The organism is Paraburkholderia sp. XV (assembly GCF_020177535.1).
In the GTDB taxonomy this organism is placed as follows: Bacteria; Pseudomonadota; Gammaproteobacteria; order Burkholderiales; family Burkholderiaceae; genus Paraburkholderia; species Paraburkholderia caribensis.
Genome location: NZ_JAGUUD010000008.1, coordinates 62891 through 77623 on the forward strand (window position 1 = coordinate 62891; position 14733 = coordinate 77623).

Annotated in this window: 14 protein-coding genes and 1 pseudogene; 8 read left to right on the forward strand and 7 right to left on the reverse strand. The window is 62.4% G+C overall.

The window, feature by feature from the left end; all coding sequences use genetic code 11:
* Positions 1–62: 62 nt before the first annotated feature.
* The 6 genes from KFO72_RS06770 (at position 63) to KFO72_RS06795 (ending at position 6803) form a co-directional block, all read left to right on the forward strand.
* The gene (locus tag KFO72_RS06770; RefSeq protein WP_054930971.1) at positions 63–989 is read left to right on the forward strand and encodes a LysR family transcriptional regulator; all 927 of its coding nucleotides are present in this window, start codon (positions 63–65) and stop codon (positions 987–989) included.
* Between the two features lie 190 nt (positions 990–1179).
* Positions 1180–2328, forward strand: coding sequence for an SRPBCC family protein (locus tag KFO72_RS06775; RefSeq protein WP_060608828.1), 1149 nt, complete (start codon positions 1180–1182; stop codon positions 2326–2328).
* Positions 2329–2360: 32 nt separating this feature from the next.
* A complete protein-coding gene (locus KFO72_RS06780) occupies positions 2361–3548 on the forward strand; it encodes an ABC transporter ATP-binding protein (protein WP_224100778.1) in 1188 nt (395 codons plus the stop codon).
* Between the two features lies 1 nt (position 3549).
* On the forward strand, positions 3550–4605 hold the full coding sequence (locus KFO72_RS06785) for an ABC transporter substrate-binding protein (protein ID WP_225031708.1): 1056 nt from the start codon (positions 3550–3552) through the stop codon (positions 4603–4605).
* 79 nt (positions 4606–4684) lie between these two features.
* The gene (locus KFO72_RS06790) at positions 4685–5938 is read left to right on the forward strand and encodes an ABC transporter permease (RefSeq protein WP_225031736.1); all 1254 of its coding nucleotides are present in this window, start codon (positions 4685–4687) and stop codon (positions 5936–5938) included.
* 37 nt (positions 5939–5975) lie between these two features.
* Positions 5976–6803, forward strand: coding sequence for an ABC transporter permease (locus KFO72_RS06795; protein ID WP_054930975.1), 828 nt, complete (start codon positions 5976–5978; stop codon positions 6801–6803).
* Positions 6804–6808: 5 nt separating this feature from the next.
* Here KFO72_RS06795 and KFO72_RS06800 read toward each other — a convergent pair whose 3' ends face one another.
* Genes KFO72_RS06800 through KFO72_RS06815 form a run of 4 tightly spaced genes read right to left on the reverse strand, consistent with a single transcriptional unit; the run spans position 6809 to position 10167 of the window.
* Complete coding sequence (locus KFO72_RS06800) at positions 6809–7930, reverse strand: DUF2817 domain-containing protein (protein WP_225031709.1); 1122 nt, start codon at positions 7928–7930, stop codon at positions 6809–6811.
* 11 nt (positions 7931–7941) lie between these two features.
* Positions 7942–8157 (reverse strand): 2Fe-2S iron-sulfur cluster-binding protein, encoded by a 216-nt coding sequence (locus KFO72_RS06805; protein ID WP_225031737.1) that lies wholly within the window; start codon positions 8155–8157, stop codon positions 7942–7944.
* A complete protein-coding gene (locus tag KFO72_RS06810; protein WP_225031710.1) occupies positions 8082–9092 on the reverse strand; it encodes an FAD-binding oxidoreductase in 1011 nt (336 codons plus the stop codon). The genes KFO72_RS06805 and KFO72_RS06810 overlap by 76 nt, the downstream gene beginning before the upstream one ends.
* A 1-nt stretch (position 9093) precedes the next feature.
* On the reverse strand, positions 9094–10167 hold the full coding sequence (locus tag KFO72_RS06815; protein ID WP_225031711.1) for an aromatic ring-hydroxylating dioxygenase subunit alpha: 1074 nt from the start codon (positions 10165–10167) through the stop codon (positions 9094–9096).
* A 128-nt stretch (positions 10168–10295) separates the two neighbouring features.
* Between KFO72_RS06815 and KFO72_RS06820 the strand changes: the two genes are divergently transcribed.
* Positions 10296–11243, forward strand: a complete 948-nt coding sequence (locus KFO72_RS06820) for a LysR substrate-binding domain-containing protein (RefSeq protein ID WP_225031712.1) — start codon at positions 10296–10298, stop codon at positions 11241–11243.
* A gap of 16 nt (positions 11244–11259) precedes the next feature.
* Here KFO72_RS06820 and KFO72_RS06825 read toward each other — a convergent pair whose 3' ends face one another.
* Complete coding sequence (locus KFO72_RS06825) at positions 11260–12102, reverse strand: phytanoyl-CoA dioxygenase family protein (RefSeq protein WP_060608844.1); 843 nt, start codon at positions 12100–12102, stop codon at positions 11260–11262.
* Positions 12103–12132: 30 nt separating this feature from the next.
* The gene (locus tag KFO72_RS06830; protein ID WP_060610520.1) at positions 12133–12906 is read right to left on the reverse strand and encodes an ABC transporter substrate-binding protein; all 774 of its coding nucleotides are present in this window, start codon (positions 12904–12906) and stop codon (positions 12133–12135) included.
* Between the two features lie 249 nt (positions 12907–13155).
* Between KFO72_RS06830 and KFO72_RS06835 the strand changes: the two are divergent.
* A pseudogene (locus tag KFO72_RS06835) lies at positions 13156–13398 on the forward strand (SDR family oxidoreductase); the annotation flags it as partial.
* A gap of 47 nt (positions 13399–13445) precedes the next feature.
* Here KFO72_RS06835 and KFO72_RS06840 read toward each other — a convergent pair.
* Positions 13446–14732, reverse strand: a complete 1287-nt coding sequence (locus KFO72_RS06840; RefSeq protein WP_054931037.1) for an MFS transporter — start codon at positions 14730–14732, stop codon at positions 13446–13448.
* Between the last annotated feature and the right edge of the window lies 1 nt (position 14733).

A 14733-nucleotide genomic window follows, 5' to 3' on the forward strand; every position in this document is an offset into this window, starting at 1 on the left:
GCAGCGGTTTTTGACCGCCTCACAATGGTGCGCAATGAACGCCCGAATCTGGAGCATTGCCAATGGAAAGCCATCCCCTGCGTTACTCGCTTCGCCAGTTGCGCTATTTCGTGGTCACGGCGGAAACGCTGTCGTTCACGGCCGCTGCAAAGCGCCTGCATATCTCGCAGCCGTCTATCTCGACGGCACTCGCCGACCTCGAATCGTCATTCGGCGTGCAGCTTTTCATCAGACATCACGCGAGCGGCCTGTCGCTCACGCAAGCCGGCCGCGATCTGCTCGGACAGGCGCGCAATCTGCTGAAGATCGCCGAAGAGTTGCAAACGTCCGCCAAAGAGATGGACGGCGGCATGACGGGCTCGATCGCGCTCGGCTGCCTTGTCTCGCTCGCGCCGCCCTTGATGCCGAGGCTCATCAGCCGCTTCGCGAGCGAGCATGCGGGCATTTCGTTTCGCACGGTCGAGGCGCATCAGGACGGTCTGCTAAGAGGCCTGCACGACGGCTCGCTCGACATAGTCCTGACCTATAGCCTCGACCTGACGGAAGACATCGCGTTCACGCCGCTGCTGTCGCTGCCGCCGTACGTGATCCTGCCGACATCGCACCGTCTTGCCCGCGCGCGCAAGGTATCGCTGGCCGACCTGCTGCACGAGCCCTACGTGATGCTGGATCTGCCGCATAGCCGCGAGTACTTCGCCGCGCTGTTCGATGCCGTGGGCAGCCGGCCCGTGCCCGCCTTCCGTTCTTCGCAGCCGGAGGTCGTGCGCGGCATGGTGGCGAACGGACTCGGCTACAGCATGCTTAACTTTCCGCTCAAATCGAATCGCACGGTCGACGGCGAAGATTTCGTCGTGAAGCGCTTCAAGGACAACGTCAACGCAACGACGCTCGGCATCGCGCAATCGCGCACGATGCGGCCCCGGCAGGTGGTGCAACGGTTCGCGTCGTATTGCGAGACCTATATCCGGCGGCTGCATCTCGACACGTGAACGCTGCCTGAAACGCAGGCTTGCGCATGCGCCGACAGCATCCGCTCTACATAGTAAAAAGCTTTGCTTTGCATCCAAAAACAATATTTTGGCTGGGAATTTGGCTTGATAGATTGATGTCCATGTCGAGCGCAACACCACGCAATCCAGCGTCGGCGCGCTCTCGCAAGCTCGAAACAAGGAGGGCGACATGGCACACCCGGCAAGGACGGTCGCAATCGAAGCACTGGTCGACGAGCTGCTGACCGGTTGCGATCGGCCCTTCAGCGAAGCGCGCTCGATGCCGCCCGGTGTCTACACGTCGCCCGAATTTCTCGCGCTTGAAGAACGCAATATCTTCTCGCGCGAATGGCAATGTGTCGGCCGCGCGAGCGCACTGAAGCATGCCGGCGACTACCTGACTGCACGGATCGGCGACCAGCCGGTTGTCGTCCTGCGCGACGAGCAGATGCAATTGAAAGCGATGTCGAATGTCTGCCTGCATCGCATGTCGGTGCTGCTCGAAGGACGCGGCAACGTGCGCAGGATCGTGTGCCCGTATCACGCGTGGAATTACTCGCTGGATGGCGCGCTGAAAGGCGCACCGCTGATGGATCGACAAGAAGGCTTCTGCAAGGAAAGCTATCGCCTGCCTGCCGTGCGTTGTGAAGAATGGCAAGGCTGGATCTACGTGACGCTCGATGAAAACGCCCTGCCCGTGCACACGCAACTCGCTGGATTGAGCGAGTTGATTGGCGCATACGGCATGTCCGACTACATCGAAACTTTCTATGAAGAGCACGTGTGGGACACGAACTGGAAGATCCTCGCGGAAAATTTCATGGAGAGCTATCACCTGCCGATGCTGCATCGCGCGACGGTAGGCCCGCACTCGCGGCTCGAAGAAATGGAATGCCCGCCCGGCCTCCCGGCTTTCAACTATCACTGGATCACGAAGGAAGCATCCTTGCCGATTGGCAATGCACATCCGGACAACACGCGTCTGACGGGACACTGGCGCAAGACCACCGCCCTGCTTGCGATTTACCCGACGCATCTGGTGACGCTGACGCCGGGCTACTTCTGGTATCTCGTGCTGCAGCCCGAAGGCGTGGGGCGCGTGCATATCCGCTTTGGCGGCGGCCTGGCGCCGGAGTTCGTCGCCGATCCGCAAGCGCACGCCTATATGGCGACACTCAAACAGCTGCTCGACGAAGTGAACGCAGAAGACCGGCGCGGCGTGGAAGCCGTGTTTCGCGGCGTGCATGCGCCGCTTGCGAAGCCCGGTCATCTGAGTCATCTCGAACGCCCCAACTATGACTTCGCACGCTATCTCGCGGCGAAGATCGGCACGCATTGATTACGACGCAACACCGACAGGACGCCAGCACGATGTCAAACCCTTCCTTCATTTCATTCTCGGGCGTGAGCAAATCGTATGACGGCGCGCATTACGTCGTCGACGATCTGAACCTCGACGTGCGCAAGGGCGAATTCCTGTCGTTGCTCGGGCCGTCGGGTTCTGGCAAGACCACTACGCTGATGATGCTCGCGGGTTTCGAAACGCCCACGCAAGGCGAGATCCGCCTCGACGGAAAACGGCTCGACGACAAGCCGCCGCATCAGCGCGACATCGGCATGGTGTTCCAGAACTACGCGCTCTTTCCCCATCTGACGATTGCCGAGAACGTCGCGTTTCCGCTTTCCGTGCGCCGCGTCAGTCGCGCCGAGCAGAAGACCCGCGTGAAGCGCGCCCTGGAGATGATCGAGCTGCCGCATCTGGCGAACCGCCGCCCCTCGCAACTGTCGGGTGGACAACAGCAGCGCGTCGCGCTGGCGCGCGCGCTGGTGTTCGAGCCGAGCGTCGTATTGATGGACGAACCGCTCGGCGCGCTCGACAAGCGTCTGCGCGAAACGATGCAATACGAGATCATGCGGCTGCATCGCGAACTGTCGCTCACGATCGTCTACGTGACGCACGATCAGGCCGAAGCGCTGACCATGTCGGACCGCGTCGCGGTCTTCTCCGATGGCCGCATCCAGCAGGCCGCCACGCCGAGCGAGCTTTACGAGAACGCACAGAATGCCTTCGTCGCGAACTTCGTCGGCGAGAACAATGGACTGACGGGACGCGTCATCGACGTAAGCGACGCCAGCGCGACGCTCGCACTGGCGGACGGCAGCATCATTCGCGGCCGCTGCGAAAGCGGCCTGCGCGAAGGCGACGACGCGATGCTCGCGCTGCGCCCCGAGCGCGCACATATCCCGAGCGCCGAAGGCACGCAGGTCGACGGACATAGCAACGTCGTGCAGGCCCGCGTCGAGGAACTCGTGTATTGCGGCGATCATCACCGCGTCCATCTGAAGCTTGGCGCGCGCGACGCCATCGTCGTCAAGGTGCCCAACACACAACGCCACGCCCTGCCCGCGCCCGGCAACATGGTCGAGGTCGCATGGCGCCACGACGACTGCAAGATCCTTGCAATGACGGCAAGCGCGCATCGCAACGCGCCTGCCAATTATTCCCCGCCGTCTCCTTTACCTACCATCATTACGACCGCACCTGCAGGAGCCAACTGACATGCGCACTCAAATCAAGGCACAACGTGCCGCACTTGCCGCACTCTCCGTTTTCGCGTTCTTCGCCGCCAGTGCTCAGGCGGCGGAAATACTTTCCGTCGTGACCTTCGGCGGCGCTTATGAAGCGGCTGCGAAGAAGGCTTATTTCGAGCCGTTCACGCAAGCCACAGGCGTAGGCTTTTCGACGGAATCCTACGACGGCGGCCTCGCCAAGCTCTCCGCAATGGAACAGGCGAAGAACACCACGTGGGACCTGATCGACCTCGAAACGAACGACGCAATCACCGCCTGCGACGAAGGCCTGCTGCAGAAGTTCGACAAGAAGACGCTGGGCAAGACGAGCGATTTCATTCCCGGCTCGATCAGCGATTGCGCGGTCGCGAGCATGGTCTGGTCCACGGTCTTCGCCTACGATGCGAGCAAGCTGAAGACCGCGCCGACCACCGTCGCCGATTTCTTCGACCTGCAGAAATTCCCGGGCAAGCGCGGGCTGCGCAAGTCGCCGAAGGTATCGATGGAATGGGCGCTGATTGCCGACGGCGTCGATCCCAAGGATGTGTACAAAGTACTCGCCACGCCCGCAGGTGTCGATCGCGCGTTCAAGAAGCTCGATACGATCAAGAAGAACATCGTCTGGTGGGAATCGGGCGCACAGGCGCCGCAGTTGCTGGCGGACGGCGCGGTGGTGATGACGCAAGCCTACAACGGCCGCATCGACGATGCCGCGAAGAAAGACAACAAGCCGTTCAAGGCCGTCTGGGACGCGCAGGTCTACGACTTCGACTGGTGGGGCATTCCGACGGGCGCGAAGCACGCAGACGCCGCGGCGAAATTCATCGTGTCTGCCTCGCAACCGAAAGCGTACGCGGATCTCTCGAAGTACATCGCCTACGCGCCGCCGCGCAAGGATGCGATCGCACTCGTCGACAAGCAACGGCTGTCCGATCTGCCGACCTCGCCGCAGAACTTCAAGCGTGCGTTGCAGATCAACGCGAACTTCTGGGCCGACAACGCCGACCAGATCAACAAGCGCTTCCAGACCTGGCTGACTCAGTAAGCGCGCCAGTAACCCCGGCAGCAACTTCGCTGTTTAAAGAGCGCAACGAGAGCAAAGAGAGCCCGACGTGACTACCAGCATGCCCGTATCGGCCGAAACCGCGGCGTCGGGCTCTCCGACGAGAGCCCGCGGCCGCGCGTCGTTTCAGAAGGCGCAGCGCCGCGCGTCGGCTCAGGCGCTGTTGCTTGCGCTGCCGTTGATCCTGTTCCTGCTATCGACGTTCATCGCGCCGATCGCGTTGCTGCTCGCGCGCAGCGTGCAGAACCACGAAGTGCCCGACAGCATGCCCGCGCTCACGCGCGCGCTCGATGCATGGGACGGGCGCGGCGTACCCGACGAGCGCACCTTCGCGCTGCTTGCGTCGGGCTTGAAGGAAGCGCAAGGGAGCGGGCAGCTCGGCACGGTCGCGCGACGCCTGAATTTCGCTCAGCCCGAGTTCCGCAGCCTGCTGATGCGTACCGCGCGCAATGTGCCCGCTGACGCGCCGCCTGCCTGGAAGCCGGCGCTCATTGAAATGGACGAGCGCTGGAATTCGCCCGAAACCTGGCGCCTGCTCAAACGCGCCGCCGCATCGCCGACGCCGGACTATCTGCTCGCCGCCGTCGATGCACAAGTCACGCCGCAAGGTTCGGTCGAATTCGTGCCGGACAATTCGTCGGTCTATCGGCAAGCGTTCCTGCGCACGATCTCGATCAGCGCGACCGTGACGGTGCTGTGTCTGCTGCTCGGCTATCCCGTCGCGTGGATGCTCGCCAATCTGCCCGCGAAGAGCAGCAACCGCCTGATGCTGCTCGTGATCGTGCCGTTCTGGACCTCGCTGCTGGTGCGCACCACCGCGTGGTACGTGCTGTTGCAGCCGGGCGGCGTCATCAACAGTCTGCTGATGGGACTCGGGCTCGCCACGCATCCCGTGCCGCTCATCTTCAATCGCGCGGGCGTGCTGATCGGCATGACGCACGTGCTGTTGCCGTACATGATTCTCGCTATCTTTTCGGTGATGAAAAGCGTGTCACCCGTTTACGTGCGCGCGGCACAGTCGCTCGGCGCGCATCCCTTCACCGCATTCGTGCGTGTGTATGTGCCGCAAACGCTGCCGGGCGTCGGCGCGGGCTGCTTCCTTGTGTTCGTGCTTGCGCTCGGTTACTACATCACGCCCGCATTGCTCGGCGGAGCGGGCGACGAGATGATCAGCCAGCTCATCGCCATGCAGACCAATACGCAGCTCAACTGGGGACTGGCGGGCGCGCTGTCGGCGTATCTGGTGATCTTCACCGCGATCTTCTACTTCCTGTTCAACCGCATCGTCGGCATCGACCGTTTGCGCTTCGGTTGAGCGACGCCTACACGACGCCACACGACAAGGGGCCGCCATGCAAAACCAACGGAAGAAGGTGTTGACGGAGCGCATCGCGACGCAATGGGTGCGCGTGCATACCGCGCTCGTTCTATTCTTTCTGATCGCGCCCATTCTCGCGATCATCCCGCTCTCGTTCAATTCGGGTTCGTATTTCTCGTACCCGCTGCAGGGCTTTTCGCTGCGCTGGTACGAGCAGGCGTTGACCAGCGGCGACTGGCAGCGCGCGCTTTTGAACAGCCTCGGCATCGGCGCGGCATCGACGCTGATCGCCACCTGTCTCGGCACGCTCGCGGCGCTCGGCCTGAGCCGCACACAGTTTCCGCTGCGCTCGCTGATCATGCCGATCATCATTTCGCCGATGATCGTGCCCATCGTCGTGGTCGCGGCCGGCTTCTATCTGATCTTCGCGCCGCTCGGGCTCGTGAATTCGTATCCAGGTGTCGTGCTGGCGCATGCGGCGCTCGGCACGCCGTTCGTCGTCATCACCGTGACGGCGTCGCTGCTGTCGTTCGATCAGAGTCTGCTGCGCGCCGCCTCCGGTCTCGGCGCCAGGCCCTGGATCGCGTTCAGGCGTGTCACGCTGCCGCTCATTGCGCCCGCCGTCGCGACGGGCAGCGTGTTCGCCTTTGCCACTTCGTTCGATGAAGTGATCGTGATTCTGTTCATCGGCGGCCCGGACCAGACCACCGTGCCGCGGCAGATGTGGAGCGGCATCCGCGATTCGATCGATCCGTCGATCCTCGCCGTCGCGACCATGTTGATCGTGTTTGCGGTGCTGCTGTTCGCCAGCATCAACTGGCTGCGCAGCCGCGCTGCGGCTGCGAGCCAGGCGCTCGTCTAGCGCGGTTAGCGCTGAACCGGCTGGATAGCGGGCAACGCGGCAAGCGCGCGCTTCCAGATCTGCCGCGTGCGCGTCCACACCAGCTCGCGCCAGTCGTCGTCGGCGGGCATGAACGAATCGAACAGCGCACGGCTGATCGCGCGGCCGCGCGCATCGCGTGGATCGCCGTAAAGATGCAGCCAGTGGTCGTCGCGTAACGCAGTGTGCATGGGCGCTTCGGGATAGGTGCCGCATTCGATCACCAGCTGCATCAGATGCGTATCGGGCAACGCATCGAGCATCGCTTGCGAGGTATAGCCTGTCGCGCGTGCGACCACACCCGTTTCGCTGACTTCGGCGTCCGCGTGGGTGAGCAGCGTATAGAGCCACGGGCCATACAAACGCTGCGCATCGACGAGGCCCGGATAAGCTCGTTGCGTGATCGACATCAGCATTGGATGGCCGAACGCGCCAGCGCCCGTATGCAGATCGAAGACGAACGCGACCTGAGCCGGTTTCAGAAAACGCCCGGCAATGTCCCGCAGCGTACGGTTGGACCAGGTAGGCTGCTGCCCGCCATAGAAGAGACCGTCGGCGTGAAGGTACTGGCCCGCGCCGACGATTGCCTGCACGCCAGACCAGCCGAGCGCCTCGACATTCCTGGCGAGCAGGTCATCGGCATGCTGTCGTTGCGGGCCGTCGATGTCGCGGCATGTGTAGATCTCATGCAGCGCTTCGTAACGCGAATTGTCGGGCAGCGCAGCCGCGAAGTCGACGTAGTTGCGATTCAGATCGACGTTGTCCTCGTTCACGCGCCTGACCCACGCCGTGCCCCACGGATTGATCAGATGAACCATCAGCACGGCGACGTCGTCGGGTAACGGCTGCGATGCCAGTTCGCGCAGCCAGGCCGCTTGACAGGTCGAACCGTAGTAACCCTCCACGCCATGTGTGCCCGATAGCGTCATCAGCACACGGGAAGCGTCGGGCTTGCCGAGCCACGCGACGTCGGTCGCGAGTGCTTCGCCGTTTGGTCCTTTCAAGGGGTGTGCATACGTCGTCAAGACGGCGCCGGCTGCGCGGGCCGCATCGAGAAACTGAGTGCGCTGCGTGTCGAAACTGGGTTCGACGGGAAAGCTGATCTTCATAAAGTCCCCGGTTATTCAAATGCTTTTGCGTCGTCGGACAGCGCCAGGGTAACGCTTCCTGCGGGCTTTGCGCAACACAGTAACAGGGTACCTTCCGATGGCGGCTCCAGCGGTTCTTCAGTGTATTCGATTTTCCCGTCGACGAGACTCGTCACGCACGTATTGCAGACGCCGATCCGGCAGCTGAATGCGGGAGCATAGCCGTGTTGCTCGGCGAATTCGAGCAGCGAGCCGCAGGCTGGGTCCCATGCGACGGGATCGGCTCGCGGGTGAAAGCGGATGGTCGTTTCAGTGTCGGTTGCCATCCGAATTTCGGCGTGCGGTTCTCGCTTAAAGGCGCCTCGACCACGTTGTCCTCAAGTACCGTCGCAGGGCCGAAGAACTCGTAATGGATGCGGCCACGCTCGATACCGAGGCTGCGCAAGAGCCGCCAGTTCGACTGCATGAAGGCGGGCGGGCCGCATAGATAGACTTCGTAGTCGTCGAGCGGCAAGAGCGCTTGCAGCGTGTCGCGCGAAATCAGTCCTTCGCTGTCGAAATACTTCATCGCGCGGTCTTCCGCCGAAGGAAGCCGGTAGCAGACATGCACATGCACGTTTGGGTGCGCCGCCGCGACGGTCTCCACCTCAAGACGAAACGCGTGCACCGCGCCGTTCTCGCAGGCATGAATGAAGTACACGCGGCGGTTGTGCGCGCCGTTCATCGCGCGCAAGCGGTGGAGCATGCTGACGAGCGGCGTCAGGCCGGCGCCGCCGCTCATCAGCACGACGGGTCGCGTCACTTCGTCGCCGCACACGAAAGCACCCGACGGCCCTGCCAGTTCCAGTTCGTCGCCTGCTTGCACCCGCTCGTGAAGATGGGACGATCCGCGTCCTGCAGGCACCGCGTCGCCGCCTCGTTCGTGTTTGACGGAGATGCGCCAGCGCGTGTTGTCGGCGGGATCGCCGGAGAGGCTGTACGTGCGCAACAATCGCTCGCCTGACGGCAACGGCAGCCTGACCGTGACGTACTGCCCTGCAACGAACGGGGTAAGCGCGCCGCCGTCGACAGGCACGAGATCGAACGAAACGATCGATGCGCTTTCCTGCGTGCGCCGCGCCACGCGAAACCGCCTGAAGCGCGACGCAGACAGCGTCTCCCGATCGTCGACGACAACATTCATGTCAGTGCTCCGCGCGCTGACGACTCACCACATACACAGGCGCGGGCGCGACCTTTGCCTGCTGCTCACGTTCGATCATCTGCGCAAGCGCGCGCCTGAAACGCAGTGGTCCGGCGTCGATCGCGAGATCGATGTTCGGCGTGCGGGCATTCCGCATGCCGCGATGAACGGCTGTCAACACGACGCGGTCTTCCTCGAAAGCATGGCGCACGTCGGCATCGAACTGGCGCGACACCTGTTCGTCCTGCGGGGCGAAGTTGCGGGTCTGGAACCAGTAGTAACGCGTGTGCGATTCGTCGACGGGCGTCATGAAGTTATACGAGTTCATCAGAAACACGTCGCGATGAAGCGGTGCATCGTCGCCGCCTGTACCCGCCGGGGTGAAGATCGCCTTGATGATCGCGTGCGACGGGAAGCGCACTTCGTAATGCTGCTTGCGGTCGCACCGCCCTTCGAAGCCGACGAACTGCGCATAGAACGGCGCCACGTCGACATCGCGCATCCAGCGCGAGACCGTCACGCCATGCGCGGCAACCTCGGTCTTCAGCGGCTCGGCCTCGCACGCGGCATTGCCGAACGACGACGGATGCACCCACGCCACATGCGAGGGATCGAGCAGATTGTCCGTGACATAGAGGTAGTGGCAGTCCACCGTCATCGCATCGCCGCGATTCACGCCCCACGCCGGATCGCCCCATTCGTCGATCTGCACGATCGTCGCGGCGTCCGCCTCATCGGTCTCGCCCATCCAGATCCACAGCAGGCCGTAGCGCTCCGCCAGCGGATAGCTCCGCACCTTCGCGCCGGGTGGAATGCGCGGGCTGCCAGGCGCGCGCACGCATGCGCCCTCGCAATCGAAAGTCAGGCCGTGATAACCGCATTCCACCTGATCGCCGATCAATCTTCCCATCGACAGCGGCAGCTTGCGATGCGGGCACGCGTCTTCGAGCGCGACAGGCGTACCGTCCTCGCGGCGATACAACACGACAGGTTCGCCGAGGATCGTCACGGGCATGAGCGCGTGTGTCACCTCTGCGTCCCATGCTGCGACGTACCATGCATTCCTCAGAAACATTGCGCTGCCTCCGTTATGTCGTTTTCACTTGCGGTCAGGATAAAAAGCCAAAACATAAAAGAACAGATGTCAAACTCTGGCTGTTCGTTTAGAGTTTCTAAATCGTCGAACCTTCCCCCACCCATACGATGACGACGAACAGCTTTCCCCCTTTGCGCGCGCTGCAGGTATTCGAAGCGGTAGGCCGGTGCGGCGGCGTGACGGAAGCGGCGAAGCGGCTTGGCATCTCCCCCGGTGCAGTGAGCCAGCAGATCAAGCTGCTCGAAGATACGCTCGGCCTGCATCTCACACAAAAGGACGGCAAGCGGCTGAGCCTGACGTCGATCGGGCGCCAGTATCACGAGAGCTGCGCGGCCGCGTTCGAAAGCCTGCGTGTCGCGCATGCGGAGATAGAACGTGCGAAGAACACGCGCAATCTCAGCGTCAGCGCACTGCCCTCGCTGCTGTCGAAATGGCTCGCACCGCGCATGCTCGAATGGCAGCGCCGGCATGCCGATCTCAGCGTGTATCTCGACGGCACGCACACGGAACCGTCGCCCGATGGTTACGACATCGACTTTCGTATCAGCTACGGCGAGCGCATCGCGGATGTCGAGAATTCCGTCGAACTGTTCCGCGATTACGTGGTGCCCGTTTGCAGTCCGCAACTGCTCCCAGCGGACGCACCGCTCGTTGCGCCCGCCGAGATTCTCGGCTATCCGTTGATATCGGTCGACTGGCGGCCGAAGTTCGCATCGCCGCCTTCGTGGCGCGAATGGCTCGTGGCCAATGATGTCGATTGCAGTGAACTGAACGAGAACCGTCAGGTGTTTTCGCTATCGAGCGTCGCGATTCAAGCGGCTATCGACGGCTATGGCTTTGTGCTCGCCCAAAGCTCGATGGTCTGCGACGATCTCGCCGCAGGCCGTCTGGTGATGCCCTTCGCACTCGGATTGTCGCTGCCGTGGCCGTATTTCCTCACGTGGAAACCGAACGCTTTCGACAGGCCGTATTGCCGCAGCTTTCACCGCTGGCTCGTGACGCGCGGCAAGGAACAGCAGCAACTCAACAACGGCATGCTGAACGTGGTCGCGTGAAGCCGGGAAGCGTGCGTCAGGTCGCGTTCGCGCGCCAGAGCACGGGAAAAAGCGGATGGTCCATCGGTGCACCGTCGGGCAATTGCGCATCGAGGCCGGGAAAATCAGGCGACGTGCGCCAGCGGCGCGGTGCATGACGTACGTCGTCGCCGATGAAGCGGACCGAAAACGCGCGCCGCCGCGTGTTACCGCCTACACCGCCCGACGCATGCAAGGTCAGCATGTTGAAGCACACCAGGTCGCCCGGTTCGAGCGCCCAGCCAATGATCGGATACGCGGCGCGATTGGCCTCGATATCCGGCAGATCGGCGAGCGTGCCTTCCGGAAACCACTTCGCCTGGTTGTCCATGAACGTGCGTGGCATGAGCCACGGGCCGAGATGCGAGCCGGCCACGAATTCGAGCGTCGATTCGCGCGAAACGGGATCGACGGGAATCCACATACTGACGTTCTGCGATCCGCTGATGTTGTAGTACGGCTGGTCCTGATGCCAGGGCGTGCGCTGCCGCGTGTTCGGTTCTTTCACGAGCAGATGGTCGTGATAGAGCCGCACCGTTTCGCCGCCGATCAGTGCGCCCGCCGCCGCAGGAGCCGCCGACCCGTAAATGAAGCGGCGATACGCGTCATTGTCCTGCCAGTTGCAGAAATCTTCGAAGAACCAGCCCGGATCGTCGGGACGGCTCGCGACCTTCGCGCGCGGACTCGGCTGCGCGATGTTGCGCTCGATCCCTTCGCGCAACAGCGCAATGTCGTCTTCCGTGAAGAGCTGGCGGATGCATACCGCGCCATCGCGGCGAAAGTCGGCGATCCGTTCCGGTGTCAGCGCACGTTCGATGCGTGCGTCGATGTCTTGCAGCATGGTGTCTCCGTATAAGGCGCGTCTTCGATCTCAGCCGTTCAGGATATCGAAGTCGAAGTAGCGGCGTTCGATCTTCTGATACGTTCCGTCCTTGATCATATCTGCAATGGCCTGATTGATCATCTCACGCAACTGGGGATCGTCTTTGCGCAAGCCGATCGCGGCGCCTTTGCCCAGCGTCTTCGCATCGTTCACGGGCCCTCCGAGGAACGCATAGCCCTGGCCTTGCGGCGTCTTCAGAAAGCCCTCGCTGCCGGAAATCATGTCGGTCAAGGTCGCGTCGAGCCGCCCCGAGCGCAGGTCGGTGTAGACGAGTTCCTGATTGGCGTATGAAACGACATTGATGCCGGCGGGCGCCCAGTATGCTTTTGCGTACGCTTCCTGCGTCGAGCCTTGCGCAACCCCGATGTTCTTTCCCTTCAGCGATTGGACGGAAGGCTGCAAACCGGCGCCCGCGCGTCCAATCAGACTGCTGGGTGTGTTGAACAGCGGCGTCGAGAATGCCACTTGTGTTTCGCGTTTCGGCGTCACCGACATCGCCGACAAAATCGCGTCGAACTTGCGCCCCTGCAGTGCGGGAATGATGCCGTCGAATGCCGTTTCGACCCATACGCATTTTGCGTGGAGGCGGCGGCAGATCTCATTGCCGAGATCGATTTCAAAGCCTACGAGCTTGCCGTCGGGCGCCTTCGACTCGAACGGCGCGTAAGTGGGATCGACCCCGAACTTCAACTCGGTCAGTTCCTTCGCGTGCACGGACAATGCTGCGAGCAATAGTGCGAGACAAACCAGCGGCTTTTTCATGAGCATCCCCGTTCCAGACGGCAACCGTTGAAAAAACGGACGATCTCCTTGTCCGTCGATTACGGATCAGCATAGGAACTCAAAAAAACGAAGAATAGTGGCCCGTCGGTCGCGGATGATTTAGATTTTCTAAAGCTTTTCGGCAGCTTGCGCGATCGCATGTATCCCGCGCCTGCATACGTGCCCCAGTCGAGGCTCGCGACTCGTCTTGCAATCAACGACGTGTCCGTCAGCTCGCCGCCCCGGATCGGCGGTTCGATCATCCTTACTGGATCGATTGCGGGATCGACCGGGACGCAGGCGTTCAGCATTTATAGCGCGTCGAAGGCGGCCTCGCGCGCCCTTGCACGGAGCTGGGCGCTCGATCTCAAGGAACGCCGCATTCGCGTCAACGTCGTGAGCCCCGGTTCGACCCGGACTGTGGGCCTCGCGGAACTGGGAGGCGATACGAAGGAAGGTCAGGACGGGTTGCTGTCGTACCTGTCGTCGAAGCCGCGCGGCGAACCCGTTTACGGGTTCGCCGCAGCCTCCCGGCCAGGCTAGTGCCCGCCGGCGTCGATTTCGCTCAACTGCATGCCCTTCGTTTCGCGCACCGACCGAAGAATGACGATCGCCGCCAGCGCCGCGCCGATGGTAAAGACCGCGATACCCAGCGCGATCGTCATACTGGCCGCCTTGACCGTCGACAGGACGATGTACGGTGCAATCCCGCCGCCTACGACGCCGATGTTATAGAGGAAACCCACTCCCGACGCACGCACGTCGCGCGGCAGATTCTCCGTCAGTATCGTCCCCCAGATGCCCGACGATCCCACCAGGAAAAAGCCGCTCAGGAACGCAAAGCATTCGGCAAGCAGAAACTGGTTGACGCTATACACCAGCGCCACCACGCACACCGCCCCCGCGCCTAGCATCGCACTGATGCCCGCTCGCCGCCCGAGCCGTTCCGCGATGAAACCGGACGCAAAAAAACCAAAGACCTGTCCGACCGCCGACGTCATCGTGAGCCAGGTGATCGTCAAAGGCTCGAATGAAAGCGACTTCAGATAGGTAGGAAAGAGCCCCTGAAACGGCCACGATCCGAAGCACAACACGAGCATCAGCAACGCGAGATAGCCGACGCGGCGCGGATAGAGCCTGAACAGCACGACGGCGGGATTGTCGCGCAACGGCGTGCGCAGTTTCCTGCCGCTTGCCCTGAACGCCTGCGATTCCGGCACGCACAGCAGAATGAACACGCCGAGCAGGATCGCCGGGATAACGCCGACAAAGAACATGCCGCGCCATCCGAAGTGCGGGTAGACGAGATCGTAGGCAATCGCCGCGCCGATCGCGCCCAGCCCCCAACCGGTATCGAGAATGCCGATGCCGATCGCCCTGTGCTTTTCGGGCCACGATTCGGCGACCATCGTCGCGCCGAGCGAGAAGCCCGGCGCCATGCCAAAGCCGAGCAGCAGACGGAACACGGCAAGCGATGCGAAACTCCACGACACCCCCGTTAGCACGGCGCCCGCCGTGAACCATGCCAACGTGATCACCAATGGAATCTTGCGGCCGATACGGTCGCTCAGGCTGCCGAACATCAAGCCGCCTATCCAGCGCACGCCATACGTCGCAAACAGCAGCAGCGAGGCCGTGCTGAGCGGCACATCGAAATGCTTCGCGATGTCGTTCAGCACGAACGTGATCGCGAGAAAGTCGACCGCGTCCATCACCCACACGCCCCACGCGGCGATCAGAACACGCCATTGCGGCCAGGAAATATCCCTGTACCAGGGCAACGCCTTCGTGGCCGAAACGTTCGCGGCTGCATCGGTGGCTTTCATC